The 25,444-nt window shown below is 72.1% G+C and carries 25 protein-coding genes, 1 other RNA gene and 1 pseudogene; 8 read left to right on the top strand and 19 right to left on the bottom strand.

All coding sequences use genetic code 11. From position 1 onward, the window contains the following. Nucleotides 1-109: 109 nt before the first annotated feature. From gltX to GGD88_RS10140, 4 genes are all read left to right on the top strand, one after another. Nucleotides 110-1,501 carry a glutamate--tRNA ligase gene (gltX, locus tag GGD88_RS10155; protein WP_184435068.1) on the top strand — a complete coding sequence of 464 codons (1,392 nt, stop codon included), beginning with the start codon at nt 110-112 and terminating at the stop codon, nt 1,499-1,501. Between the two features lie 251 nt (nt 1,502-1,752). Then, complete coding sequence (locus tag GGD88_RS10150; RefSeq protein ID WP_184435066.1) at nt 1,753-3,048, top strand: citrate synthase; 1,296 nt, start codon at nt 1,753-1,755, stop codon at nt 3,046-3,048. A 114-nt stretch (nt 3,049-3,162) separates the two neighbouring features. After that, nucleotides 3,163-3,630, top strand: a complete 468-nt coding sequence (bcp, locus tag GGD88_RS10145; RefSeq protein ID WP_184435064.1) for a thioredoxin-dependent thiol peroxidase — start codon at nt 3,163-3,165, stop codon at nt 3,628-3,630. A gap of 145 nt (nt 3,631-3,775) precedes the next feature. Next, nucleotides 3,776-4,399, top strand: a complete 624-nt coding sequence (locus GGD88_RS10140; RefSeq protein WP_184435062.1) for a hypothetical protein — start codon at nt 3,776-3,778, stop codon at nt 4,397-4,399. A 41-nt stretch (nt 4,400-4,440) separates the two neighbouring features. On the opposite strand, the gene GGD88_RS10135 is transcribed toward GGD88_RS10140, so the two are convergent. Next, on the bottom strand, nt 4,441-5,118 hold the full coding sequence (locus GGD88_RS10135; protein ID WP_184435059.1) for an acyloxyacyl hydrolase: 678 nt from the start codon (nt 5,116-5,118) through the stop codon (nt 4,441-4,443). 254 nt (nt 5,119-5,372) lie between these two features. Between GGD88_RS10135 and GGD88_RS10130 the strand changes: the two genes are divergently transcribed. Both GGD88_RS10130 and GGD88_RS10125 read left to right on the top strand, forming a co-directional pair. Beyond that, complete coding sequence (locus GGD88_RS10130; protein ID WP_184435056.1) at nt 5,373-6,185, top strand: nuclease-related domain-containing protein; 813 nt, start codon at nt 5,373-5,375, stop codon at nt 6,183-6,185. A 67-nt stretch (nt 6,186-6,252) separates the two neighbouring features. Next, complete coding sequence (locus tag GGD88_RS10125; RefSeq protein ID WP_184435053.1) at nt 6,253-7,503, top strand: aminotransferase class V-fold PLP-dependent enzyme; 1,251 nt, start codon at nt 6,253-6,255, stop codon at nt 7,501-7,503. Here GGD88_RS10125 and rdgB read toward each other — a convergent pair. The 3 genes from rdgB to GGD88_RS10110 all read right to left on the bottom strand — a co-directional run bounded on the left by rdgB (nt 7,500) and on the right by GGD88_RS10110 (nt 9,849). Further along, entirely contained in the window at nt 7,500-8,150 is a 651-nt protein-coding gene (rdgB, locus tag GGD88_RS10120) for an RdgB/HAM1 family non-canonical purine NTP pyrophosphatase (protein ID WP_184435051.1), read from the bottom strand. The genes GGD88_RS10125 and rdgB overlap by 4 nt on opposite strands. Nucleotides 8,151-8,167: 17 nt before the next feature. Beyond that, nucleotides 8,168-8,755 carry a D-sedoheptulose-7-phosphate isomerase gene (locus GGD88_RS10115; protein ID WP_184435049.1) on the bottom strand — a complete coding sequence of 196 codons (588 nt, stop codon included), beginning with the start codon at nt 8,753-8,755 and terminating at the stop codon, nt 8,168-8,170. Nucleotides 8,756-9,000: 245 nt separating this feature from the next. Next, a complete protein-coding gene (locus GGD88_RS10110; protein WP_281392904.1) occupies nt 9,001-9,849 on the bottom strand; it encodes a universal stress protein in 849 nt (282 codons plus the stop codon). Between the two features lie 426 nt (nt 9,850-10,275). On the opposite strand from GGD88_RS10110, the gene rpsD reads away from it, so the two are divergent. Continuing rightward, nucleotides 10,276-10,890, top strand: coding sequence for a 30S ribosomal protein S4 (gene rpsD, locus GGD88_RS10105; RefSeq protein WP_184435045.1), 615 nt, complete (start codon nt 10,276-10,278; stop codon nt 10,888-10,890). 316 nt (nt 10,891-11,206) lie between these two features. Here the strand turns inward: rpsD and recR are convergent, their stop codons facing one another. The 4 genes from recR to ffs all read right to left on the bottom strand — a co-directional run bounded on the left by recR (nt 11,207) and on the right by ffs (nt 14,269). Continuing rightward, complete coding sequence (gene recR, locus GGD88_RS10100) at nt 11,207-11,806, bottom strand: recombination mediator RecR (RefSeq protein WP_184435043.1); 600 nt, start codon at nt 11,804-11,806, stop codon at nt 11,207-11,209. Between the two features lie 58 nt (nt 11,807-11,864). Then, entirely contained in the window at nt 11,865-12,188 is a 324-nt protein-coding gene (locus GGD88_RS10095; RefSeq protein WP_184435041.1) for a YbaB/EbfC family nucleoid-associated protein, read from the bottom strand. Then, nucleotides 12,185-14,110: a DNA polymerase III subunit gamma/tau gene (locus GGD88_RS10090; protein ID WP_184435039.1), complete on the bottom strand. Its 1,926-nt coding sequence runs from the start codon at nt 14,108-14,110 to the stop codon at nt 12,185-12,187. Before GGD88_RS10090 ends, GGD88_RS10095 begins: the two co-directional genes overlap by 4 nt. A 62-nt stretch (nt 14,111-14,172) precedes the next feature. After that, an RNA gene (gene ffs / locus GGD88_RS10085) (signal recognition particle sRNA small type) lies at nt 14,173-14,269 on the bottom strand. Nucleotides 14,270-14,433: 164 nt separating this feature from the next. Here ffs and GGD88_RS10080 point away from each other — a divergent pair. Beyond that, on the top strand, nt 14,434-14,865 hold the full coding sequence (locus GGD88_RS10080; RefSeq protein WP_184435037.1) for a universal stress protein: 432 nt from the start codon (nt 14,434-14,436) through the stop codon (nt 14,863-14,865). Here GGD88_RS10080 and mobA read toward each other — a convergent pair. The 11 genes and pseudogenes from mobA to GGD88_RS10025 all read right to left on the bottom strand — a co-directional run bounded on the left by mobA (nt 14,859) and on the right by GGD88_RS10025 (nt 25,269). Beyond that, complete coding sequence (mobA, locus tag GGD88_RS10075; protein ID WP_184435034.1) at nt 14,859-15,500, bottom strand: molybdenum cofactor guanylyltransferase MobA; 642 nt, start codon at nt 15,498-15,500, stop codon at nt 14,859-14,861. The genes GGD88_RS10080 and mobA overlap by 7 nt on opposite strands. A gap of 69 nt (nt 15,501-15,569) precedes the next feature. Further along, nucleotides 15,570-16,382: a HesA/MoeB/ThiF family protein gene (locus tag GGD88_RS10070; protein ID WP_184435031.1), complete on the bottom strand. Its 813-nt coding sequence runs from the start codon at nt 16,380-16,382 to the stop codon at nt 15,570-15,572. A gap of 385 nt (nt 16,383-16,767) precedes the next feature. Beyond that, complete coding sequence (gene ccmI, locus GGD88_RS10065) at nt 16,768-18,363, bottom strand: c-type cytochrome biogenesis protein CcmI (protein WP_184435028.1); 1,596 nt, start codon at nt 18,361-18,363, stop codon at nt 16,768-16,770. Then, nucleotides 18,360-18,923, bottom strand: coding sequence for a cytochrome c-type biogenesis protein (locus tag GGD88_RS10060; protein WP_184435024.1), 564 nt, complete (start codon nt 18,921-18,923; stop codon nt 18,360-18,362). The genes ccmI and GGD88_RS10060 overlap by 4 nt, the downstream gene beginning before the upstream one ends. Continuing rightward, complete coding sequence (locus GGD88_RS10055) at nt 18,920-19,459, bottom strand: DsbE family thiol:disulfide interchange protein (RefSeq protein ID WP_184435021.1); 540 nt, start codon at nt 19,457-19,459, stop codon at nt 18,920-18,922. The genes GGD88_RS10060 and GGD88_RS10055 overlap by 4 nt, the downstream gene beginning before the upstream one ends. A gap of 111 nt (nt 19,460-19,570) precedes the next feature. Continuing rightward, nucleotides 19,571-21,607, bottom strand: coding sequence for a heme lyase CcmF/NrfE family subunit (locus GGD88_RS10050; protein ID WP_184435018.1), 2,037 nt, complete (start codon nt 21,605-21,607; stop codon nt 19,571-19,573). Between the two features lie 390 nt (nt 21,608-21,997). Then, nucleotides 21,998-22,426, bottom strand: a pseudogene (gene ccmE, locus GGD88_RS10045) (cytochrome c maturation protein CcmE); the annotation flags it as partial. After that, on the bottom strand, nt 22,423-22,752 hold the full coding sequence (ccmD, locus tag GGD88_RS10040) for a heme exporter protein CcmD (protein ID WP_184435012.1): 330 nt from the start codon (nt 22,750-22,752) through the stop codon (nt 22,423-22,425). The pseudogene ccmE and the gene ccmD, both read right to left, overlap by 4 nt. 112 nt (nt 22,753-22,864) lie before the next feature. Then, nucleotides 22,865-23,590: a heme ABC transporter permease gene (locus tag GGD88_RS10035; protein WP_184435009.1), complete on the bottom strand. Its 726-nt coding sequence runs from the start codon at nt 23,588-23,590 to the stop codon at nt 22,865-22,867. A 223-nt stretch (nt 23,591-23,813) separates the two neighbouring features. Beyond that, nucleotides 23,814-24,473 (bottom strand): SCO family protein, encoded by a 660-nt coding sequence (locus tag GGD88_RS10030; protein ID WP_184435006.1) that lies wholly within the window; start codon nt 24,471-24,473, stop codon nt 23,814-23,816. Nucleotides 24,474-24,501: 28 nt separating this feature from the next. Next, nucleotides 24,502-25,269 (bottom strand): sulfite exporter TauE/SafE family protein, encoded by a 768-nt coding sequence (locus tag GGD88_RS10025; RefSeq protein ID WP_343056333.1) that lies wholly within the window; start codon nt 25,267-25,269, stop codon nt 24,502-24,504. Nucleotides 25,270-25,444 lie beyond the last annotated feature (175 nt).

The following is a 25,444-nucleotide window of genomic DNA, read 5'->3' as shown; positions in this document are numbered from 1 at the left end:
GGCGCGGGCCGGCTCGGCCGGTGCTGCACAGGGCGCGGCGGTGTGGTACAGAAACGCGCCGCCCCGGCGGCGCTCCCGCTGGCCCCAGACACACGGACTCCGACCCTCCATGACCGTCGTCACCCGGTTCGCGCCCTCGCCCACGGGCTTCCTGCACATCGGCGGCGCCCGCACGGCGCTGTTCAACTGGCTGTTCGCGCGCCACCACGGCGGCCGCTTCCTGCTGCGCATCGAGGACACCGACCGCCAGCGCTCCACCCCGGAGGCGGTGCAGGCCATCTTCGACGGTCTGCGCTGGCTGGGGCTGGCGTGGGACGAGGAGCCGGTGTTCCAGTTCACCCGCGCGCCGCGCCATGTCGAGGTGGCGCACGCCCTGCTCGCCGAGGGCAAGGCCTACCGCTGCTATGCCTCGCCGGAGGAGCTGGCGGCGATGCGCGAGGCCCAGAAGGCCGCCGGCCAGACCCTGCGCTACGACGGTCGCTGGCGCGACCGCGACCCCGCCGAGGCCCCCGAAGGGGTGCGCCCGGTGATCCGCCTGAAGGCGCCGCGCGACGGCGAAACCGTGATCGAGGACCAGGTGCAGGGCCGCATTACGGTCGCCAACGACCAGCTCGACGACATGATCCTGCTGCGCTCGGACGGGACGCCGACCTACATGCTGTCGGTGGTGGTGGACGACCACGACATGGGCATCACCCACGTCATCCGCGGCGACGACCACCTGACCAACGCCTTCCGCCAGACCCAGCTTTACCGCCTGATCGGCTGGGCGCCGCCGGCCTTCGCCCACATCCCGTTGATCCACGGCCCCGACGGCGCCAAGCTGTCCAAGCGCCACGGCGCGCTCGGCACCGAGAGCTACCGCGACATGGGCTACCTGCCCGAGGCCATGCGCAACTACCTGCTGCGCTTGGGCTGGGGCCACGGCGACGACGAGATCATCGACGACGCCCAGGCGGTGGCCTGGTTCGACCTGGACGGCGTGGGCCGGGCCCCGGCCCGCTTCGACATGGCCAAGCTGACCAGCCTGAACGGGCACTATCTGCGCCGTGCCGACGACGCCCGCCTGGTGGATCTGGTGGTGGACCGGCTGGGCCAGACCGTGGACGAGGAGGGCCATCGCCGCCTGCTGGCCGGCATGGCGGGCCTGAAGGAGCGCGCCAAGACCCTGATGGAGCTGGCCGAGAGTGCGGCCTTCTATGTCCGGCCGCGACCGTTGGCGCTGGACGACAAGGCGCTCAAGCAGGTCACGGGCGACGGGGCCACGACGCTGGCCCTGATGCGGGACCGGCTGGCGGCGCTGGAACCGTGGGACCGGACGGCGCTGGAAGCCGACGCGCGCGCCGCCGCCGAGGCGCACGGGCTCAAGCTGGGCAAGGTCGCCCAGCCGTTGCGCGCCGCCCTGACGGGCAGCACGGTGTCGCCGCCGATCTTCGAGGTGATGGAGATCCTGGGGCGGGCGGAGACGCTGGCCCGACTGGAGGACTGCTGCGCCGGATAGGACCACCGGGCAAGTCCATTGCGCATCGGCGCGAGTCATGAGAAATAAAATTAACACGTTTGGGGAGGAAGTCCGGAGCAGAAGGCCCCTTTAGGCGTTTCCGAGGGGTGTCTGGACGAAGGGTGTATCGCGTAAACGAGAAAGAGTCTAAAAAGTCGGTAACAATCCTGCGCGACTGCGCCGCTGCGGCCCCGCCCGGCCGGTCGCCAACGACGCGCGAACACCCGCAGCGAAGGGAAGGACGAGCCGACATGACCCAGACCAACACCGTGACCGTCACCGACAACCGGAGCGGCACCAGTTACGAACTGCCGATCCTCGACGGGTCGACCGGCCCGAGTGTGGTGGACATCCGCAAGTTCTATGCCGATACGGGCATGTTCACCTACGACCCGGGCTACACCTCCACGGGGAGCTGCGAATCCGCCATCACCTACATTGATGGCGACCAGGGCATTCTGCTGCACCGCGGCTACCCGATCCAGGACCTGGCGACCAACTGTTCGTTCCTGGAGGTGGCCTACCTGCTGCTGGAGGGCGAACTGCCGACCCCGGAGCAGTACGGCACGTTCGAGCACGCCATCACGCACCACACCATGGTGCACGAGCAGATCCACAAGTTCCTGGAAGGGTTCCGCCGCGACGCCCATCCGATGGCGGTGATGTGCGGCATTGTCGGCGGGCTGGCGGGCTTCTACCACGACAGCACCGACATCTCGAACCCGCACCACCGCATGATCGCCTCGCACCGGCTGATCGCCAAGATGCCGACGATCGCGGCCTGGGCCTACAAGTACTCCATGGGCCAGCCGCTGATCTACCCGCGCAACTGCCTGACCTACGCCGAGGACCTGTTGCACATGCTGTTCGCGGTCCCTTGCGAGGAATACAAGGTCAACCCGGTGCTCGCCAAGGCGATGGACCGCATCCTCATCCTGCACGCCGATCACGAGCAGAACGCCTCCACCTCGACGGTTCGCCTGACCGGATCCTCCGGCGCCAACCCGTTCGCCTGCATCGCCGCCGGCATCGCCTCGCTGTGGGGGCCGGCGCACGGCGGCGCCAACGAGGCGGTCTTGAACATGCTGTCCGAGATCGGCAGCAAGGACAACGTCAGTGCCTGCGTCAAGCGCGCCAAGGACAAGGACGATTCGTTCCGGCTGATGGGATTCGGGCACCGCGTCTACAAGAACTACGATCCGCGCGCCAAGATCATGGCACAGACATGCCACGAAGTGCTTGAGGAACTGGGCATCAAGGATCCGCTTCTGGACGTGGCCCTGGAGCTGGAGCGCATCGCTCTTGAGGACGACTACTTCGTGGAGAAGAAGCTCTACCCGAACGTCGACTTCTACTCCGGTATCATCTTCCGCGCCATGAACATCCCGGTCTCCATGTTCACGGGCATGTTCGCCGTCGCCCGCACCACCGGCTGGGTGGCGCAGTGGAACGAGATGGTCACCGATCCGGCGCAGAAGATCGGCCGGCCGCGTCAGCTCTACACCGGGCCGACGCAGCGCGCGTTCGTGCCCTTCGACAAGCGGTAGGGGTCCCCCCGGGTTGATTTGGTGGGGTGATTGGGGAGTGATCGGACGGGCGCGCCGGCGCGTATGCCCGTCCGATCGGTCCCCGAGCCCACCCTCACGCGAAGGAGTCCTGCCATGAGCGTCGAAGTCGGCCAGCCCGCGCCGGATGTCACCCTGCCCACCGACGGCGGCGGCCAGGTGTCCCTGGGCGATCTGAAGGGCCGGGCCGTGGTGCTGTACTTCTACCCCAAGGACGACACCTCGGGCTGCACCAAGGAGGCCCTCGCCTTCAAGGACGCGCTGGCCGACTTCGAGGCCGCCGGCGCCGCCATCATCGGTGTCTCCAAGGACCCCGTCGGCAAGCACGACAAGTTCAAGGCCAAGCACGACCTGCCCTTCACCCTGGCCTCGGACGCCGAGGGCGACGTCTGCGAGCGCTACGGCGTCTGGAAGGAAAAGAGCATGTACGGCAAGACCTACATGGGCATCGAACGCACCACCGTGCTGATCGACCGCGACGGCGTGGTGCGTCAGGTCTGGCCCAAGGTGAAGGTGCCGGGCCACGCCGACGCCGTGCTGACGGCGGTGCGCGATCTGGGCTGAGCCCCCCGCATCCGGGCGCGGCGGCCATTGACCCGGCCCGGGCTCCGCGCCACCTGTGGGATGACCGGTGATGGCCCCGGCCCGCGTGCCGGGGCAGGGCCGGTCCCGCAGCCTTAGGGAGCAGCCTCAGGGAGTTGAGTTCAACATGGCCGCTGCTCGTGCCGTGTCCGCCGGCGCTCTGGCGGGCGTTCTGTCTCTGGCGCTGGCCGCCTGTGCCGGGCCGCGCACCGTCTCCCACGTCTCCAGCCCGAACGACGTGTTCAACTACGTCATCACCGGCACGCTGCCTCTGGAGGTGGTGGGCAACCCGTTCGCGGGCGTCTCCGACGCCACCGTGGCCGCCGCCGCCGCCCGGGCCATGAGCGGCAACGTCAACGGCCGCCCGCTGGGCTTCGTGCCCACCGCGGTGGGCACCGCCGGGCCGGGCTACCGCACCGTGCTGTTCCTGGGCGACGGCGGCGTGCCCGACGGCCAGGCCCTGTGTCGCGGCGCCCTGCCCGCCGGCACCGGTCAGACCGGCGAGACGTCCCCCGGGACCGGCGCCGGGACCGGCGCCGGGACCACCGCCGGGACCGGGGGTGGTGGACCGCTGCACGCCAGTGCCGCGTTGTGCGACCGCGCCGAGATGGTGGCGTGGGCCGAAGGCTGGGGCGGGCCGGCCACCGCGCCCGACAGCGCGGCGTTCCGGATCCTGATGGACCAGCTCGCCAACGCGGTGTTCAAGCGCGAACGCGACCGCCGCGAAATCGGCGATCCGTGGCCGGGGTAGGGCCAGGGGAGAGCCAGGGTCGGGCCGGGGTCGGCGAGAGGTCAGCGGCCGAACAGCATGTCCAGCGGCAGGGCGTAGTTCAGCGTCAGGGTCTCGATGCCGGGGTTGCGGTCCCCCAGCCCGGCGTTGGAGATGTGATGATAGGCCACCCCCAGCCGGCTGCCGTTGCCGAACTGATAGGCCGCCTCGATACCGGTGCGGAACTCCAGCGGGTAGCCCAGGTCGCGGCCCTCGCCGGCGCTGTAGTAGCCGGCGGCGGCGTTCGGCGTGACCACGAACCGCTCGCCGAAGAACACGTCCAGCGCCAGCCCGCCGTAGGCGTAGACCGCGCCCCGGTCGGTCACTTCCAGGCCGGCAATGGGGGTGAAGCGCCACAGCTTCTCGGGCAGCCGGGCCTCGACGCGAACCATCGACACCGTCTCGTTGCCGCGGTCGGTCTCGTTGTCGATGCGTACGTTGTGGGCGCCTGCGCCGACCGCGAAGCGGAACGGCTCCTCCGGTCCCTCGGCCCAGACGTCGTTGCCGCGGATGTGGTCGCCGATCAGGCCGGCGCCGACCACCGCCAGCGAGGCGGCCGCGATCATGTTGAAGTCCGCATCCGCCCGTGCCGGCGCGGGCGCCAGGACGGCGCCGCCGAGCACGGCCAGGGCGAGCAGGGCGGCGCCGGGGTGCCGCCGCCAGGGCACCGCGGCTCGGGACGCTTCTAGTCTGGCCGTCATGGGCACGCCTCCCCCGCTGCCGTCGCCGGTCTGGGCGGGCACCTTAAAGCAGATGATAGGGAAAGGGAATCGCCAAGGGCGTCACCCTTGCGGCGCGCCGCCTGCGGGGCCGGTCCAGCCGGCACGCCGGGAGAGTGACACCCGGCGGGCGCTGCGCTAAGAAGGGGCGACGCGACGCGCGGCAACGCACGCGGACCGACGCCGGGGGTGCCAACCCGGCCGGCCCGCCGACGGGAGGAGCGACGAACCCCGCCATGGACCCGACCATGGACCAGAGCCTGATCCCCTGGGCGCGCGACCTGCTGTGGCTGCTGTTGGTCTGGGTGTTGGCGCTGTTTCTGGTCGTCGCCGGCGTCTACATGACGGTGGGTCCGGCGCTGCGCCAGGGGCGCGCCCAGCGCCGGGTGGCACGTGCGCTGGAGGCTGCCGGGCTGCCGGCGCTGCACGATCTGGTGCTGCGGGGTCCGCGCGGCGGGCTCCAGCAGGTCGACCACGTGGTGCGGCTGCCGACCGGCTTCGTCGTGCTGGAGACCTGCATGCGCAGCGGCCGCCTGGTGGGCCGGCCGCGCGGGCGGGTGTGGCGCCAGGAGCAGGGTCTGGACACCTATCGCTTCGGCAACCCGCTGCGCCGCCTGGGGCGGGCCATGGCGGCGGTGCAGGCAGCACTGCCCGATCCCGTGGCCGCCAGCGACGCCGAACCCGAGGCGCCGCTCCTGACCGGCCAGGTGCTGGTGCCGAACCGCGCCCATTTCCCGCGCGGCCGTCCGGATGGGGTCAGCCCGCTGGGGCCGTTCCTCCAGGACCTGCGCGCCGCCGCCGCCGCGGGTGACCGGCCGACGCCGGCGGTGCGCCGCGGCTGGGCCGCGATGCAAGCGGCCGGCCTGACGGCCCCGGAGGGCGACCCCGAGGCCGGCCCGGAGGCCGACGCGGATGGCCCGGCGTGGCGCCGCGCCCTGCGCCGCACCCTGCGTCACCTGATGGCCGACCACCGCACCGCCGCCGGCGTGCTGTCCACCGTCACCGGCGGCCTGCTGGTGCTGCTGCTGGGGGTCGGCCTGATCCTGTAGGCTCGGCGGTGGCCCCCTTGTCCGCGCGGGCCGCCTTGCGTCCCTGCTGCCTTGCCATGGAGCCTCTATGCCCGACGTGTCCGTCTCCGACCTCGACCTGGCCGCCGTGCGCGCCTGGTTTCCTGCCTTCGACAGCCCGACCGGTGCCGACTGGGCGTTCTTCGAGAACGCCGGTGGCGCCTACGTGCCGCGCCCGGTGATCGCGCGCCTGACCCGCTTCATGACCGAGGCCAAGGTGCAGCCCGGGGCGCCCTACTTCCCGGCCTCGGCGCTCGCGACGGCGATGATGGACGAGGGCACCGCGGCCATGGCGACGCTGGCCAACGCGCCGGTCGAGGGCCTGGTGATCGGCGCCGACACCTCCACCAACCTGCACGTGCTGGCCAACGCCCTGGTGCCGCTGATCGAACCGGGCGACGAGGTGGTGGTCACCAACCTGGACCACGAGGCCAACATCACGCCCTGGCGGCGGCTGACCCGCGCCGGGGCCACGATCCGCGAATGGCGCTTCGATCCCGAGACCGGGGCGCTGGCGTTGGCCGACCTGGAGGCGCTGCTCACGGACAACACCCGCCTGGTCTGCCTGCCGCATGCGTCCAACCTGACCGGCGCGGTCTGCGATGCCGCCGGGGCGGTGCGCCTGGCCCACGGCGCCGGCGCGCTGGCGGTGGTCGACGGGGTGTCCTACGCCCCGCATGGGGTCGTGGACGTGGCCGCGCTGGACGCCGACGCCTACGCCTTCAGCGCCTACAAGGTGTTCGGGCCGCACGTGGGGGTGCTGGCGCTGCGCCCCGAGCTGCTGGGGCGGCTGGAGAACCAGAACCATATGTATCTGGCCGGCAAGGGCACGCTGCCGCTCAACCCGGGCGGCCCGCCGCACGAACTGACGGCGGCGCTGGCCGGCATCACGGATTACCTGGACGGGCTGGACCGCGCCCTGGGCGGCGCGGACGGGGACGCCTTGCGCACCCGCATCGTGCGCCTGTTCCACCGCTTCGAGGCGCACCAGACGGCCCTGACCGCGCGCCTGCTGGAGGGGCTGGCGGCGATCCCGGGGGTGCGGGTGATCGGGCCGCCGCAGGCCGGACCGGCGCGGGCGCCCACGGTCGCCTTCGTGCATGCGCGGCGGTCGTCGCGCGCGGTGGCGGAGGCCCTGAGCGTGCGTCGGGTGGCGGTGCGCCATGGCAGCTTCTACGCCTGGCGCGCCGCCGAGGCGCTGGGGCTGGCGCCCGACGACGGCATCGTGCGGGTCAGCCTGGTGCACTACAACACCGCCGACGAGGTCGACCGCCTGCTGGACGCGCTGCCCGGCGCCTAGCCCGTGGCGGGGTCGAAGCAGGCCGCCACCAGCAGCCGGAACGCCTCGGCGCGGTGGCTGATGGCGTGCTTGTCGGCCGGGTCCATCTCCGCGAAGGTCACGGCGTGGCCGTCGGGCTGGAAGATGGGGTCGTAGCCGAAGCCCCGGTCGCCGCGCGGCGGCCACACGATGTCACCGTAAACGCGGCCCTCGAAGGTGTCGACGTGGCCGTCGGGCCAGGCCAGCGACAGCGCGCAGGCGAAATTGGCGCGGCGGTCGCGGCCGCTGCCCAGTTCGCTGCGCACCCGCTCCATGGCGCGGCCGAAGTCGCGGTCCGGGCCGGCCCAGCGCGCCGAGTAGATGCCGGGCGCTCCCTCCAGGGCCACCACCTCCAGGCCGGAATCGTCGGCCAGTGCCGGATGCCCGCTGGCGCGTGCGGCGGCCAGCGCCTTCAGCTCGGCGTTGGCGGCGAAGCTGGCGCCGGTCTCCTCCGGCTCGGGCAGGCCGAGCTCGCCGGCCGAGACCACGCGGGTCAGGCCGAACGGGGCCAGCAGGTCCGCGATCTCGCGCACCTTGCCGGTGTTGTGGCTGGCGACCACCAGGGTGTCGCCGGCGAAGGGGCGGCCCGAGGGACGAGCGGTCCGGACCAGGGGGATCGTTCCGTGCATGGGGGTCTCCCGAGTGGTCAGGTCAGGGCGGCTTCCACCCGCAGGCAGAGATAATGGTATAGGGCCTGGTGGGCCTGCTGGATCAGCGGCGTGAACCCGGAGGGCGCCGCCAGCAGCACGTCGCACAGCGGCGCCAGCGCGCCGCCCTGTTCCCCGGTCAGGCCGATCACGGAAAGCCCCAGGGCGCGGGCGCGCGCGGCGGCGGCGACCACGTTGGCGGACGAGCCGCTGGTGCTGATCGCCAGCAGCACGCCGCCGGCCTGGCCGTAGGCCTCGACCTCGCGCGCCAGATGGCCGGCATAGCCGACATCGTTGCTCCAGGCGGTGAGCGTGGACGGGTTGGCCCCCAGCGCGATCACCGGCAGCCCGCGCCGCTCCAGCAGGAAGCGCGCGGTCAGCTCTCCGGCGATGTGCAGGGCGTCGGCCATCGAGCCGCCGTTGCCGCACACCAAGACCGGCCGCCCGTCCGCCAGCGCCGTGACGATCCGGTCCACCGCCTGGTCCATGGCGGCGTCGAGTCCGGCGTCGCGGGTGCGGGCCAGCACGGCGGTGCTGTCGGTGAGATAGGCGGTCAGGCTGACCGGGGCGGCCGTGGGAGCATCCATGCGGCGGTCCGAAACGGTGGCAGGGGCGGGACGTGATGCCCCGGTTGTCCCGCGCCCGCCGGCCGGCGTCAAGGCCGACGCGGCCCGGGCGCAGGGGCTGTGACCGACGGGGCACAGGCGGACCCCGAGGGATCCGCCGGATCGGGATGGCGACCACGCCAGTGTGGGGGCATGGCCTTACCAAACCGTGACCGGTCCGGGCGGCACCCCGTCCGCGCGGGGCGCGACAGACTGTCGGGTCCCCGTCACCAGGCCTTGACCGCGAGCACATCGCAGGGCGGGGCCTTGAGCAGGTCCTCCGCCACGCTGCCGAGGATGGCATGGGCCACCCCCGTGCGGCCGTGGGTCCCGAGCACCAGCAGGTCGGGCTTCAGGCGGGTCACCTGGCGACGGATGACCTCCTGTGGAGACCCTTCCTGAAGCACCCGTTCGAGCCGCGGGACCTTTGTCTCCAGGGTGCCGAGAAAGGCGGCCATCTCCTCCTCGATCATGGACTGCAACTGCCGCTCGTGCTGCTTGCTGACCTCTCTGCGGGTCGTATGGCCATACAGGAAGCCCTTGAACGGCACCTCATAGGCGTGCACCAGATGGAACTCCGCGCGGGGATCGAAGCGGGTCGCGAACTCGAACGCCCGCCTGGAATAGACGGAGAAATCAACGGCGACCATGATCCGGCGGTACGGCGCGAGGACCCGATCCCGGACCAAGAGAACGGGCGTATCGCCGGCGCGGATGATCCGCTCGGCCGTGGTCCCCCGGAACATATCCATGACCGAGTCTTCGCGGTGGGTGCCGAGGATGATCAGGTCCGCTTCGATGCGCTCCGCCATCTCCAGCACGTCGACGTAGGTCCGCCCGATCACGACCTCGATCGACACGGGGACCGCGGCCTCCTTGTTCAGGCTGTCGATATGCGCCCGCATGACGTCTCGCGCCGCCGTTTCCTGCGCCTCGGCCACCGACGCCGGCAGGTCTTCGTCGACGACATGGACGACACACAGATCGGCGTCGTGCCCGCGCGCCAACGCCACCGCGCGGTCGAGGGCCCGATCGGACCGCGGCGAAAGGTCGGTGGCCATCAAGAGTCTTTTCATGGGACCAACTCCGTCTTGCTCCAAATCGCCCCGCGGGATCCCGTCCGGCCGCGCGGGGCGGGCCTGCCCATCGGCGGCCCGCCGCCGCGCCGCTGCCGGCGGTCGCGAGGCGGACGCGGCACCGGGCCGCGTCCCTCCTGCTCCTACACCACTCCACGGAACGGGACCATCGCCCGCGCGCGAGATCCGGGCCGGCGTCGGTCTTGACCCGGTGTCCCGGCTGGCGTACACACCCGGGTTCTTCCTGGACAGGCGGGCTCCGCAGGGAGCGGCTGGCGCGTGCGCGCCCGGCCCGCGCCGCCCGATCCGGCCGCTGCGACGGCTCGGATCGCGCCCATCGGCGCCCCGGTGACGGGGACGGGCGAGCCCGGGACACCAACGGGCCGAACGGCCCCGACAACAACCTCGATGAAGGTGAGCCCACCGATGAGCAAGCGTCATTCCGCCAAGTACAAGATCGACCGCCGCCTGGGCGTGAACCTGTGGGGCCGGCCCAAGAGCCCGGTCAACCGCCGGGAGTACGGCCCGGGCCAGCACGGCCAGCGCCGCCGCAAGCCGTCCGACTTCGGCGTGCAGCTGATGGCCAAGCAGAAGCTGAAGAACTACTACGGCGAGATCTCCGAGAAGCAGTTCCGCCGCACCTACGAGGAGGCCGTGCGCCGCAAGGGCGACACCTCCGAGAACCTGATCGGCCTGCTGGAGCGCCGCCTGCTGGCGGTGGTCTACCGCATGAAGGTGGTCCCGACGGTGTTCGCCGCCCGCCAGCTCATCAACCACGGCCACATCAAGGTCAATGGTGGCACGGTGACCATCCCGTCCTATCAGGTGCGCGAAGGCGACGTCATCGAGGTCAAGGAGAAGTCGCGCGAAATGCCGCTTGTGCTGGAGGCGCTGGCCTCGCCCGAGCGCGACGTGCCGGACTACATCCAGTCCGACGCCAAGGGCACCACCGCGACCTTCCTGCGCCAGCCCAAGCTGGCCGATGTGCCCTATCCGGTGCAGATGGAACCGAACCTGGTCATCGAGTACTACTCGCGCTGATCCCGGCGCGCCGCGCCGACCAGCAGCCGATGGCGACACACCGGACTCGCGGCGCGATTTCGGTTTGACGCAACAGCGCCGATCGCTCGAAATCGGAACCACCGGGGTGGGGCCGATTCCGAACAGTCGGCTCTCATCGGCTGCGATTCATACATTTTGCGCGGAGTTGCGCGATCAGCCCGAACCATGTCGGGGGGCCGGTTGATCGTGATCCGCGCATGCCCACGGCCTCTCGCCCCGGCGGGGGGCGGTTCGCGTGCCGGCCGGCGACGACCGTCCGGTCGGGACGGCGACACGGCCCGACTACACGGCCCGACTACACGGGCCGGCGGGCGCGCAGGGCGGCGCCGATGGTGCCGTCGTCGAGGTAGTCCAGTTCGCCGCCCACCGGCACCCCCTGGCCCAGCGACGAGACCGTCACCCCCGGCGCGACCGCGGTCAGGCGCTCGGCGATGACATGGGCGGTGGTCTGGCCGTCGACCGTGGCCCCCAGGGCCAGCACCACCTCGCGCACCCGGCCGTCGGCGCAGCGCGCCTCCAGCGCCGGGATCGTCAGGTCGTCCGGCCCGACCCCGTCCAACGCCGACAGCACCCCACCCAGCACGTGGTAGCGGCCGGAAAACGCGCCGGCGCGTTCCATCGCCCACAGGTCGGCGACGTCCTCCACCACGCAGATCGCGCTGTCGTCGCGGCGCGGATCGGCGCACACGGCGCAGGGATCGCGGGTGTCGAAGTTGCCGCAGGTGCCGCACGGCCGCACCCGCTCGGCCACGTCCTGAAGGGCGCCGATCAGCGGCACCAGGGCGGCCTCGCGCTTCTGGATCAGGTGCAGCACGGCACGCCGGGCCGAGCGCGGCCCGAGGCCGGGCAGGCGCGCCAGCAGCGTCGTCAGGCGGTCGATCTCGGGGCCGGTCATGGCGCCATGGATCGCGGGACCGCCGGCCCGCCGTGACGAAACGGGCCGGCCCGCATCCTCAGAACGGCAGGTTCATGCCGGGGGGCAGCTTGAGGCCGCCGGTGACCTCCTGCATCTCTTCCTGCATCGCCTGCTCGGCCTTCATCTTGGCGTCGTTGAAGGCGGCGACGATCAGGTCCTCCAGCATTTCCTTGTCCTCGGGATCGACGATCGACTTGTCGATGTTCAGCCGGCGCAGCTCGCCCTTGCCGTTGATGACCACCTCGACCATGCCGCCCCCGGAGCTGCCGGAGACCTCCATCTCCTGCATCTTGGTCTGCAGCTCGCCCATCTTGCGCTGCATGTCCTGGGCCTGCTTCATCAGGTTGCCGAGGTTCTTCATAGGTCGTCGTCTCCGAATCCGTCCTCCAGCGCGCCGAACGCCGGCGCCTCGCCGTCGGACTCAATCATGAAGTCTGCGGCGGGTCCAGCCTCGCCGTCTTCCGTTTCCATCCCGCCCGCGGCCGGTCCGGCGCCGGTCGGATCGACCGCATCCGGCCCCGTCGCGCGCTCGTGCACGCGGCCGATGCGGGCGCCCGGAAACGCCTCCAGCACCGCTTGCACCAGCGGGTCGGCCAGCACGCTGGCATGAAGCTGGTCGTGCAGGGTCGGCTCGCCCGGGCGGTCGGAGACCATGACGATCCAGCGCCGCCCCGTCCAGTCCTGAAGCGCCTTGCCCAGGCGTCCGGCCAGATCGCGTGGGGCGTCCGGTCCCGGGTTGACCTCGATGCGCCCCGGCTCGAAGTGCACCAGGTGGACGTCGTGCGTCAGGTGCTTGGCCAGCACGGCCTCGCGCTTCTCGCGCGCCAGCTCGGCCACCGCCTTGAACGAGGTCGGACCGGGCGGCGGCCCCGCCGCGGCGGAGGGTGGAGTCGGCGCCGCCACCGGGGGCGCGGGCGCCGTGGCGGCCGCCGCCCGCGGCGCGCCCGACGCGGCGGACGCGCCCGGGGTGCCACCCGCGCCGGCGCCCGCGGAGGAGGGCGCGGCGGATGGACCCGCGCCGCTCGGTGTGCCGCGGCCGCCGCTGCCACCACCACCGCCACCCCCACTGCCGCCGGCGCCGCCCCCGTTGCCGGTCACCCGGGCCACGGCCTCGGCCGGCGGGGGCAGGTCGGCGGCATAGGCCAACCGGATCAGGGCCATGTCCACCGCCTGCAACGGTGCGTGGGCCTGGCGCGCTTCGCCCAGGCCCTTGAGCAGCATCTGCCAGGCCCGCGTCAGGCTGGCGACGGACAGGGCCTCGGCCAGGGTCCGCCCGCGCGTGCGCTCGGTCTCGGGCAGGGTGGGGTCGTCTTCCCCCGTCTTCACGACCTTGAGGCGGGTCAGCCAGTGCGTCAGGTCGAGCAGGTCCTGCATCACCACCAGCGGATCGGCGCCCAGGGCGTACTGCCCCGCCAGGGTGTCGAGGGCGGCGGCCACGTCGCCTTTCATCACCGACTCGAACAGGTCGAAGACCACCGTGCGGTCGGCCAGCCCCAGCATGTCGCGGGCCTGGGCCTCGGTCACGGTGTTGTCGCCGTGGGCGATGGCCTGGTCGAGCAGCGACAGGCCGTCGCGCACCGAGCCGTCGGCGGCGCGCGCGATCAGGGCCAGCGCGGCCGGCGCCACGTCGGCGCCCTCGCGCGCGGCGATGCGGCCGAAGTGGGCGGCCAGGTCGTCCTGGTCCACCCGGCGCAGGTCGAAGCGCTGGCAGCGCGACAGCACGGTGACCGGCACCTTGCGGATCTCGGTGGTGGCGAAGATGAAGGTGACGTGCTCGGGCGGCTCCTCCAGCGTCTTCAAGAGCGCGTTGAAGGCCGCCGTCGACAGCATGTGCACTTCGTCGATGATGTAGACCTTGCGCCGCGCGGAGGTGGGGCGGTAGCGCACGCCATCCAGGATCTCGCGGATGTCGTTCACGCCGGTGCGGCTGGCGGCGTCCATCTCCAGGACGTCGACGTGGCGGTCTTCGATGATGGCGCGGCAATGCTCGCACACCCCGCAGGGCGCGATAGTGACGCCACCGCTGCCGTCCGGGCCGACGCAGTTGAGGGCGCGCGCGATCAGCCGCGCGGTGGTGGTCTTGCCGACGCCGCGCACCCCGGTGAGCATGTAGGCCTGCGCCAGGCGCCCGCTCTTCACCGCGTTGGTGAGCGTGCGGACCAGGGCGTCCTGGCCGATGAGCTGGTCGAAGGCGGTCGGGCGGTACTTGCGCGCCAGCACCCGGTAGCCCGCGTCCGGGCCCGTCTGGACGTCGCGCGGGGCCTCGGCGGGGGGCTCGGTCATGATGCCTGGGGGGTGTGCCTGGAGAACGCTGGCGGCGGGGCGGCGGACCGCCCCGCGGGCGCGTGGAAGACTGGACGGCGACCCGGACCGAAACTCGTTACGGCTGCTTCCTTCCGGACCTGACCGGGTTGGCGAGGAGCCCGTCCACCGCCAGCCTTCCGAGGCCAATATAGAAACCGGGTCCGGGGGGACGCAAGGCTTGTCTCGGGGGGCGGCGCGGGCGCGCGACCCGCCGGCGCGGATCGACCGGCCGCGGTTGCAACCGGCGCTGCCTGGGCTAAGCTGGGCGCCCTGCCCGTTCCCCGCTGCGGAGTCACCGTCCGATGTTTCGCAATATTCTCGTGTCCGTGGATCTGGAGGCGACGTTCGACTGGGAGAAGACCTTTCCCACCGCCGTGGAACTGGCCGCGCAGTGGTCCGCGCGCCTGGACGTGATGACGGTGATTCCCGACTTTGGCATGAGCATCGTCGGCCAGTTCTTCCCGCGCGGCTACGAGCAGCAGATGGCCCACGTGGTCATGGAGCGGCTGCGCGAGCGCGCGGACGCGGCGCTGCCGGCCGGCATGACCGTGAACCACCTGGTGGGGGAGGGCAACGTCTACGAGGCCGTGCTGGCCATGGCCGAGCAGCGCGCGGTCGATCTGATCGTGATCGGCGCCCATCGGCCGGAGCTGCGCGACTACCTGCTCGGCCCCAACGCCGCGCGGGTGGTGCGGCATGCGACCTGCTCGGTGCTGGTGGTGCGGCATCAGTAGCGCGGGGCCGTCAGCGCCCGCGCCCGCGCCAGATCCGCCGGGGTGTTGACGTTCAGGAACGGGTCGACCGGATCGGCCGGCCAGTCCGCGACGGCGCCCCGGTGCCGGCCGGCCCAGGCGTCCACCCGGCGCAGCCCCTCGGCCGTCAGGGCGTGGCGCAGCGCCGTCGCCCGGGCCACCGGCCACAGCGCGACGGCGTGATGGATCCGCCCGCCCGAGGCGGCGCGGACCACGGTGGCCCCGCTCCGCGCCCGCGTCGCCCACAGCCGCGCCAGCAGGTCCGGCGGCGCGACCGGTAGGTCGCCCGGCACGCTCACCAGCCAAGCCACGCCGGGGTGCACCGCGCGGGTCCACTCCAGTGCCGCCAGCAGGCCGGCCAGGGGTCCGGCCGGCCGGCCGTCCGGCTCGCGCAGGGTGTCCGCCACCACCGGGAGGCCGAAGGCCGCGAAGCGCGCCGGATCGCCGCCCGCGCACAGCACCACCGGCCCGGGCCAGGGCGCCAGACGGTCGACCAGGTGGGCCAGCAGCGGGCGGCCGTCGCCCATCGCCAGCAGGGCCTTGTCCGCCCCGCCCAGGCGCCGGGCGGCGCCGCCGGCCAGCACGGCCAGCACTGTCGTCTCGGAAGGCGGGGTCATGGCGGGGTCATGGCTGGGTGGCTGGCACGCGCGGCCGGTCCGGCTCCGGTCGTCATCCCCGCGAAGGCGTCAAGGCGGCGTCGCGTCGGTCGTCCGGCCGCGGTGGCTCGACAGGTCGGTGATGGTGGGGGCGCGGCCGCACAGTGGGCAGTCCGGGTCCGGTTTCACGGTCACCGTGCGGAAGGCGCTGTCGAGGGCATCGTGGATCAGCAACCGCCCGGCCAGGGAGCGGCCGATGCCCAGAAGCTCCTTGACCGCCTCGGTGGCCTGGAGCGCGCCCATGGTCCCGGTCACCGCGCCCAGGATACCGGCCTCGCCGCACGACGGGGTGGCGTCCGGCGGCGGCGGCGCCGGGAAGATGCAGCGGTAGCAGGGTCCGCCGGCATGGGTCTTGTAGACCGAAAGCTGGCCGTCGAAGCGCAGGGCGGCGGCCGAGACCAGGGTCTTGCGGGCGAAGTGGCAGGCATCGTTGAGCAGGAAGCGTGTGGCGAAGTTGTCGCTGCCGTCGCACACCAGGTCGTAGCCCGCCAGCAGGTCCTCCACCGTGTCCACGGTCAGGCGGGTGACGTGGGGCACGACCCGCACATCCGGGTTCAGGCGCGCCACCGCGCCCGCGGCGTTCTCGGCCTTGGGGGTGCCGACGGCGCCGCCGTCGTGCAGCACCTGGCGTTGCAGGTTGGACAGGTCGACGGTGTCGTCGTCCACCACGCCGATGGTGCCGACGCCGGCCGCCGCCAGGTACAGGATCAGCGGCGAGCCCAGGCCGCCGGCGCCGATCACCAGCACCCGTGCGGCCAGCAACCGCGCCTGGCCGGTGCCGCCCACCTCGGGCAACACGATGTGGCGGGCGTAGCGCCTTATCTGCTCCTCGGTGAAGTCCATGCGGGTGGTCCCGGGGGTGGTGTTGTGCGGTCCCACGCGGGAGCGTGGGACCGAGATGGAAACGGAGTCTCTCGCCCGCGCTCCTGCGGGGGCGCCTTTGTCTTCTTGCGCCCCCGCTCCTGCGGTGGCGGGGGGCGGTGCGTGCCGGTCCCACGCGGGAGCGTGGGACCGAGATGGAAACGGAGTCTCGCGCCCCCGCTCCTGCGGGGGCGCCGCTGGGTTTTCTTGCGCCCCCGCTCCGACGGGGGCGGGGGGCGGTGCGTGCCGGTCCCACGCGGGAGCGTGGGACCGAGACAGAAAAGACCTCTCGCGCCCCCGCTCCTGCTGGGGCGCCGCTGGGTTCTCTTGCGCCCATGCTTCCGCGTGGGCGCAAGACGGGCCGCGCCTACTGGGTCGCGCCGTTCGCCGGCAGCGCGTCGAGCTGGCGCTTGATGGCGGCGTAGGCCGGCTCGTCCTCCGGCATGCGCTCCAGCAGGCGGCCCCACAGGGTGCGGGCGCGGTCGGTGTCGCCGTCCTGGGCCGCCGACAGGCCGACGAAATAGAGCGCCTGCGGGTTCAACGGGTCGTGCTCCAGCACGGTTTCGAACAGGCCGAAGACGCGCGCCGGCGGCTCGCCGGCCCCTTCGGCCCGGGCCGCCGTCATCAGGGTGTCGGCGAGGCCGGTCAGCACCGCCGGATCCTCCGGGGCCTGTTCGGCGGCGCGTTCGGCGGCGCCGATGGCCTCGTCCCAGCGCCCCAGCACCCCGTAGGACTGCGCCAGCCGCATCCAGCCGTCGACGTCCTCGGGGTTCTCTTCCAGGCGGGCGGCCAGACCCTCGACCATGCCTTCGATCATGGCCTGCTCGTCGTCCGAGAAGCCGTCGCCCGGGGTCCGCTGGCGGTCGGCGTCGGCGCGCATCTGGGCGCCCGCGTCCGGGGCCGGTGCGGCGTCGCCGTCCGTCGGTCCGTCGGCCTCGGGCAGTTCGGTGCGCTTGACCGGCTGGCCGGCCTCCAGGGTCAGCGGATGGGCGGGTTCCACCGTGGCCGGCGGAATGCCGGCCCGTTGACCCACCATGGCGATGCTCTGGCGCAACATCTCGGCCCAGGGCGCGTCCGCCGGGGTCTGCGCCGACAGGTCGCGCCAGATGGCCAGGGCGCGTTCGGGCTCGCCGGCCTGGGCCGCGGCCATGCCGAGATAGAAGCGGGCGCGTGGCTCGTCGGAGTCGATGCGCACCGCGTCCAGGAACAACTGGCGGGTGCGCTCGGTGATGCGGCCTTGCTCGGAGAGCATCATGGACTCGCCCAGCTCGGCCAGCATGATGGGACGGTCCGGGCCGTCCAGGCCAAGGTCGCGGGCGGTGCGCAGCGCCTCGACGGCGCGGTCGTGCTGGTCGGCGCGGCGATAGGCGCGGCCCAGTTCGAACCACGCCCGGGCATTGTCGTGATCGCGGTCGATCACCTCCAGGAGGGTCTCGATCTCGGCGCGGAGCTGCGGCGGCATCCGGGACAGGGCCTCGCGCTCGGCCTGTTCGATGCGCTCCGCGTGCGGTTGCCCGGGCAGCATCGGCGAGCCCACCACCAGGTACAGCGCCAGGGCGCCGATCGGCACCACGGCGACGATGGCGGCGAGCGTGGCGAGGCCCCACGGCCCCTGCTCGATGGCCCGCGGCACCAGGTCAAGCAGGCGCACCCGGCCGTCGGCGCGCGCCGAGGCGGCGGGTCCTTGGGCGGCGTCGGTTCCGGTCGCCGCGCGCGCCGCCTCCGGCCCGGCGACGGCCAGGATGCGGCGCTGCACCTCGACCCGGGCGGCGGCCGCCTGGTCCTCCGTCAGCAGGCCGCGCGCCAGGTCACGGTCGATCTCGGCGAGTTGGTCCTTGTAGACGGTCAGGTCGTAGGCCGCCCGGTCGGTGGTCCCGGGACCCTCCCCGCGCAGCAGCGGGAACATGAGCATGGCCATGACGAGGGCGGAGAACAGCGCGACGATGAGCCACAGCAGGATCATGCGGACCCCCCCTGGTCGCGGCCGGTGCGGGTCCCGGCACCGGGTCCGGCCTCGTCGTCGCCGATGAGGGCGTGCAGCCGGGCCTCCTCGTCCGGACTCAACGGGGCCGGTCCCGCCGGCCCCGTGGCCTTGCGCCGGTAGTAGGCCACCGCCGCCACGGCCCCGCCCAGCAGGATCAGCGCCGGTCCGAACCACAGCACGTAGGTGGTGGGCTTGAACGGCGGCTTGAGCAGCACGTAGTCGCCGTAGCGGTCCACCAGGTACTGCTCGACCTCGGCGTTCGAGTCGCCGGCGAGGATACGGTCGCGCACCAGCACGCGCATGTCGCGGGCCATCTCGGCGTTGGATTCGTCGATGCTCTCGTTCTGGCACACGACGCAGCGCAGGCCCTTGGAGACCTCGCGGGCGCGGGCCTCCAACGCGGGATCGTCCAGCATCTCGTTCGGTTCGACGGCGCCGGCCGGGGCGCCTGCGGCCAGCAGGGCGGCGAGCAGGATCCCGGCGGCCCGGGCCAGCCGGGAGGCGCGCGCGATCCTGTGACGGGGGGCGGAGTGGGTCATCCCTCGTTCAGGTCCTCGATCAGCGGTCGCAGGGTCTCGGCCCAGATCCGGTCGGTGATGGGGCCGATCTGCTTGTGTCGGATCACGCCTGCCTTGTCGATCACGAAGGTCTCCGGGGCGCCGGTGATGCCGAACTCGATGGCGATGCGGTTGGTGGTATCGTAGCCGATGCGGTCGTACGGGTCGCCATGCCGCTTCAGCCAGCGCAGGGTGTCATCGGGCTGGTCCTTGAAGGCGATGCCGTGCACCGGCACCAGCCCCTCGTCCTGGATGCGTTGCAGCACCGGATGCTCCTGGAGGCAGGCGGCGCACCAGGAGCCGAAGAAGTTCAGCAGCACGACCTCGCCCTGAAGGTCGGCCTTTTCCGTGAGCGGGGGCTCGCGCCCCGGCAGGCCGGGCAATGCGAACTCGGGCACCGGCTGGTCCAGCAGCACGGACGGCAGTTCGCGCGGGTCCCGTTGCAGGCCGACGATGAAGAACCCGAGCAGCACCGCGACCACCAGAAGCGGCAGAAAGTAGACGAGTTTGCGTGTCATGGGTCAGACCCTCCGGTCCCCCGCGATGGGGGACCCTCAGCGACAAGGCGGTGACAGGCGGCTCGGCCCCGGCGCCGGTCCGGCGCCGGGGGGCCGCCCGCTCGGGAACGGCTAAACGCGGGCGGAAGCGCCGGTCGGGGCCACCGCCCCGCCGGCGGACGCGGCCGCGCCCCGGGCGCGCGCCCGGGTGGGGGCGCCCACGCGGTGGCGCCGGTCGGTCAGCGAGACCACCCCGCCCAGGCCCATCAACAGCGCCCCGTACCACAACAGCGGCACGAAGGGCTCATGATAGAACCGCGTCACGTAGGCGCCCGGCCCCTGATCCGGGGAGGGATCGCCGATCACCGCGTAGTAGTCCGTGATGCCGTCGCTGTGGATGGCCGCCTCGGTGGTGGTCTGGGGCGGGCTGGTGTACTGCCGCTTCTCCGGGTCCAGCCGCGCCAGGGCCGTGCCGTCCTCGTCGCGCAGGATGAAATGCCCGCGGCTGGCGGCGTAGTTCGGACCGTCCACCGTCTCGGCGCCCTCGAACAGGTAGCTGTGACCGCCGATCTCGACCACGTCGCCGGGCGCCATCACCTGGATCGATTCGGCCTTCCAGGCGGTGTTGCCGACGATGCCCATCACCAAAAGGGCGGTGCCGGCGTGCGCCAGGCTCATGCCGTAGGCGGCGCGCGGCAGGCCGACGGCCCGCTTCAGGCTGTTGGCGGGCGAGGTGCGGAAAAGCTGCACCCGCTCCGCCCACTCGACCCCCGTGGCGACCAGCAGCCAGGCCCCGAGCCCCATGCCGAAGGCGGCCCCGACGTCGGTCCAGGCCCCGCCCGCGACCACGTAGGTGGCGGCGAACACGGCGGCGGCCGCCACCAGGGCCAGCCACAGGCGCTTGGCCGCGCCCAGGGCGTCGCCGCGCTTCCATGCCAGCATCGGCCCGAGCGCCATGACCACGATCATCGGGATCATCAGCGGCACGAACACGGCGTTGAAGAACGGCGGCCCGACCGAGACCTTGCCCAGGTTCAGGGCGTCGGCGAACAGCGGGTAGAGCGTGCCCAGCAGCACCGTGGCCGCCGCCGTGCTGAGCAGCACGTTGTTGAGCAGCAGGGTGCCCTCGCGCGACACCGGGGCGAACACGCCGCCGCCCTTGAGCTGCGGCGCCCGCCAGGCGTACAGGCTGAGCGAGCCGACCACCGCGACCGCCAGCAGCAACAGGATGAACACGCCGCGGGTGGGGTCGGTGGCGAAGGCGTGGACGCTGGTCAGCACCCCGGAGCGCACCAGGAACGTGCCCAGCAGCGACAGCGAGAAGGTGATGATCGCCAGCAGGATGGTCCAGCTCTTCAGGGTGTCGCGCTTCTCCACCACGATGGCCGAATGCAGCAGCGCGGTGCCGGACAGCCAGGGGATGAACGAGGCGTTCTCCACCGGGTCCCAATACCACCAGCCGCCCCAGCCCAGCTCGTAGTAGGCCCACCAGCTCCCCAGCGCGATGCCCAGGGTCAGGAAGATCCAGGCCAGCAGGGTCCAGGGCCGCACCCAGCGCGCCCAGGCGGCGTCCACCCGGCCCTCGATCAGCGCCGCGATGGCGAACGAGAAGGCCATGGAGAAGCCCACGTAGCCCATGTAGAGCATGGGGGGATGGAAGGCCAGGCCCGGGTCCTGGAGCAGCGGGTTGAGCCCGCGCCCGTTCAGCGGCGCCGGGTCGATGCGCTCGAACGGGTTGGATGTGAACAGGATGAACAGCAGGAAGCCGACGGTGATCATGGCCTGCACCGCCAGCGCGCGGGCGCGCAGCATGGGGGGCAGGTTGCGCCCGAAAACCGCCACCGCGAGGCTGAACACCGCCAGGATCAGGATCCACAGCAGCAGCGAGCCCTCGTGGTTCCCCCACACGCCGGTGATCTTGTAGAGCAGCGGCTTGTCGGTGTGGGAGTTCATATAGACGTTGCTGACCGAGAAATCGGAGACCAGGAAGCTGTGGGTCAGGGCCACGAAGGCCACACCGATGGTCAGGAACAGAGCCACGGAGGCCGGCCGCGCCACCTCCATCATGGCCAGATTGCCGCGCTGCGCCCCCACCAGGGGCACAACGGACTGCACCAGGGCCACGAACAGGCCCAGGACCAACGCAAAATGTCCGATCTCGGGGATCATCGCGGACTCCTCCCGCTCAGGATCTCGGGATTCCGTGTCGAGGGTGCGGTCGGGAGCGGCGTCATGGGCGGGCGGTCCACCACCGACCGCCGGCCGTCACGACCTCCGCCGTCACGCTGAACAGAGCGGCGCCCCGCCGATCCCCCATGGCGGCGCGCCCTTCACAGTCCCCTGAATACGCCCCTGATTCCCGCCGGTACCCTGACCGATCCGCCGCCGGCGCGCAAGCGCAAGCGGTCGGTGTGCCGGCGCGCTCGATCGCGCCGGCCGGACGCCCCGGCCTCACGGGTAGCCGCCCGACGTGGCCTGGATCGCGCCCGGGGTCGCGGTGAGTCCGGCGCCCGTGTCGGAGCCGGTCTCGCCATAGCCCGTATCGCCGTACCCGCCCTCGCCCTCTTTCCAGAGACCGGTCTCCTTGAGGGAGTCGGCCACTTCCTTGGGCATGTAGTTCTCGTCGTGCTTGGCCAGCACGTTGGCGGCCTGGAAGGTGCCGCCCGGGTTCAGGCGGCCCTCGGTGACCACCCCCTGCCCTTCGCGGAACAGGTCGGGCAGGATGCCGGTGTAGGTCACCGGCACCTCGTGGACCAGGTCGGTGACCACGAAGTGCACGGTGTCGCCGGCCTTGTCGACGCTGCCCTCGGCCACCAGACCGCCCAGGCGGAAGCGCTGGCCGTCGGCCACCGGGCGCTCTTCCAGGTCGGAGGGGCTGTAGAAGTAGAGCAGGCTATCGCTGATGGCGGTCAGGACCAGGGCGGTAGCGCCGGCCAGCGCCAGCATGCCCAGGCCGATGAAGTACAGACGCTGTTTCTTGCGTGTCACGCCCGGCCTCCGTCAGAGGGATATGTCGCGTCGTCGAGGGCGTCCCCATGCCGCTCACGCTCCGGTCCCCCCGGATCGGTCGTCGTACGGGGCGGCGCGGCCGCTGCGGCCCCGCTGTCCCCGGTCCCCTGGTCCGGGCCCGCCCGGTGCGCGGCCCCCGCCGCGCGCCGTCGGCCGCCGGTGGCGGCCCGGAGCTGGTCCAGCGTGCGCTCGTCGCGGCGCAGTCCGGCGCGCACGGCGACGAACAAGGCCACCATCACCACCCCGGCGATGCCGTAGGACGGCCAGACGAACGCTGCGTAACCGTCCATGTTCAAATAGGTCATCAGGCTGTCCACACCGTGCCCCGTCTTTGCCTGCCCCGTCTTTGCCTGCCCCGCCATTCCCTGGCCCGTCGTTCCCTGGCCCGTCGTTCTTCCCTGCCCGGGTCCAATCGCCTCACCCCTGGGCCGCGGCCATGCGCAGGGCGCGCACCTTGGCGGCGGCGATCTCGCGCCGCATGCCCAGCAGCAGGGTGGTGACGTAATAGGCCTTGAAGGCGAGCGCCATGGTGAACAGCGGGATCAGCATGGCGGTGTCGATGGCGATGCCGCTCTCGCCCATCGGGTTGACGCTGGCCGGCTGGTGCAGGGTGTTCCACCAGTCCACCGAGAACTTGATGATCGGGATGTTGACCCAGCCCACCAGGGCCAGCACCGCCGCCGCCTTGGCGCCGCGCTGGCGGTCGTCGAAGGCGTTGGCCAGCGCCATGTAGCCCAGGTACAGGAACAGCAGGATCAGCATCGAGGTCAGGCGGGCGTCCCACACCCACCAGGTGCCCCACATCGGCTTGCCCCACAACGCCCCGGTCACCAGGCAGATGAAGGTGAAGGCCGCCCCCACCGGCGCCGAGCAGCGCGCCGCAAGGTCGGCCACCGGGTGGCGCCAGATCAGGAACATGGCGCTGGCGACGGCCATAGCGGTGTAGACGAACAGCCCCATCCAGGCCGACGGGACGTGCACGTACATGATGCGCACGGTCTCGCTCTGCTGGTAGTCGGGCGGCGAGAACACCAGCGCATAGGCCAGGCCGACGCCGAAGGCGGCGACCATCACCGCCGTGCTCCAGGGCAGGATGGCGTTGGCGATGCGCAGGAACCGGGTCGGATTAGCGTAGCGGTGCATGGCCTCTACCGGATCAGGGACCGCAGGCGGTCGGGTCGGGCCGGAGCGCGAAACGCGCCGCGCGGCGGATCGAAGTGTAACGCCACGGTGACAGTACCCTAGCGCCGGCGGCCCCGGATTTCCAGTCGAACCGGCATCCGACCATGCCGCCGAGCCCATGTTAACGATTTGTAATCCCTGCACTCCTGGGCTCGACACCGGACCGGGCCACGGCGACGCGGGATCATCCTTGGGCCCCGGCGGCGCCGAGGATCACGCGCATCTCGTCCGCCATCGCCTCCGGATCGCTGCCGTGGCGGAAGAAGGCGGCCAGCGACCCGTCCGGCGCCATCAGGTAGGTGATGGCGCTGTGGTCCATCAGGTAGCCGATGGCGCTCTCGGGCTGCTCCACCTTGGCGTAGTAGACCCGGTAGGTCGACGCCGCGGCCGCCACCTGATCCGGCGTGCCGGTCAGGCCGACCAGCCGGGGATGGAACGCGGCGGCGTAGTCCGCGACCGCGGCGCGGTCGTCGCGCGCCGGGTCGACGGTGATGAACAGCGGCTGCACCCGGTCCAGCAGCGCCGGGTCGAGCCGCTCCAGCGCCAGCGCCATGGTCTGCAGGCTGGTGGGGCAGACGTCGGGGCAATAGGTGTAGCCGAAGTAGACCAGCAGATACCGCCCTGGGAACGACGACTCGGTGACGGTCTCGCCGGCCCCGTTGACCAGGGTGAACGGCCCGCCGATGTCGGCCTCGCCGGTGGTGGCGGTCAGGCCGGTGCCGTGGGAGCCGTCGTCCGTCCCCTCGCCCCCGCTGAGGAACCCGAGCCGGGGCAGCAGGCCGATGGCGATCACCGCCGCGATGACGGCGAGCCCGCCGAGCAGTGACATCCACTTGCGCGTCATGGGCGCCTTCCCTGTTGTGCGGTCCAGCTCACACCACCAGCCTCACCGCCAAATACGTCAACACGGCGGCATTCAGAACCATCAGGGCGGGCACCGCCACCGCCATGGCACGGCGGAAGCGGGTCGCCGCCACCTGGCCGACCAGCCCCACCAGCAGCAGGCTGGGCACCGTGCCGGCCGCGAACACCGCCATGGCGACGGCGCCGGTCAGCACCTCGCCGCTGGAGGCCGCCGCCGCCAGCGCGCCGTACAGCAGGCCGCAGGGGATGAACCCCAGCATGACCCCCAGGCCGTAGCCGCGCCAGCCGGTGGGGTCGCGGAACAGCGGCCGGGCGGCGTCGCCCACGTGCTCCGACCACCAGGCCTCCAGCGCCGATCCGCCGGGGATCGCCACCCGGAGGCGCGGCAGCGCATAGCCGACGAACAGCAGCGCCGCCAGCAGCAGCAGCGCCGCCGAAATCCAGTCCAGCAGGCCGGTGCGGGTCAGCGTGCCGGCCAGCGCGGCCAGCGCCGCGCCCAGCACGGCGTAGGTGGTCGCCCGTCCCAGGTGATAGGGCACCAGGGCGGCGCCGGTCAGGCGGTGAAACTCGCGCATGCGGTCGGCCGGGATGGCCTCCAGCCGCGCCGTGGTCTGCGACAGCACGAACGGCCCGCACATGCCGGTGCAGTGGGTGAACCCGCCGCCCAGGCCGGCCAGGAACAGGCTCGCCAGCAGACCGCCCTCATCGCCGATCACGACGTGGCAATGGGCCAGGCCCGACGACAGCAGCGCCATCAACTCGGCTTGCGGGTCCACGGGCGGCGGTCCTTCCGGTTCGGCGATGCGGGACAGCCTGGACCGCCCCGGCGGCCTCTTCTATGACAAAAATCAAATATAAGGTTCATGACGGAAAATCGGGGAGGGGCGGACAACGGGACGGTCTGACACACTGGTAGTTGCGACACGACACAGACTGCCAGGGAGGCCCCGT

Origin of the sequence: Roseospira goensis, from assembly GCF_014197795.1 — a bacterium.
GTDB classification, from domain to species: Bacteria; Pseudomonadota; Alphaproteobacteria; order Rhodospirillales; family Rhodospirillaceae; genus Rhodospira; species Rhodospira goensis.
Note: the sequence above shows the minus strand (reverse complement) of the source record. Positions and strands in the feature narration are given on the sequence as shown.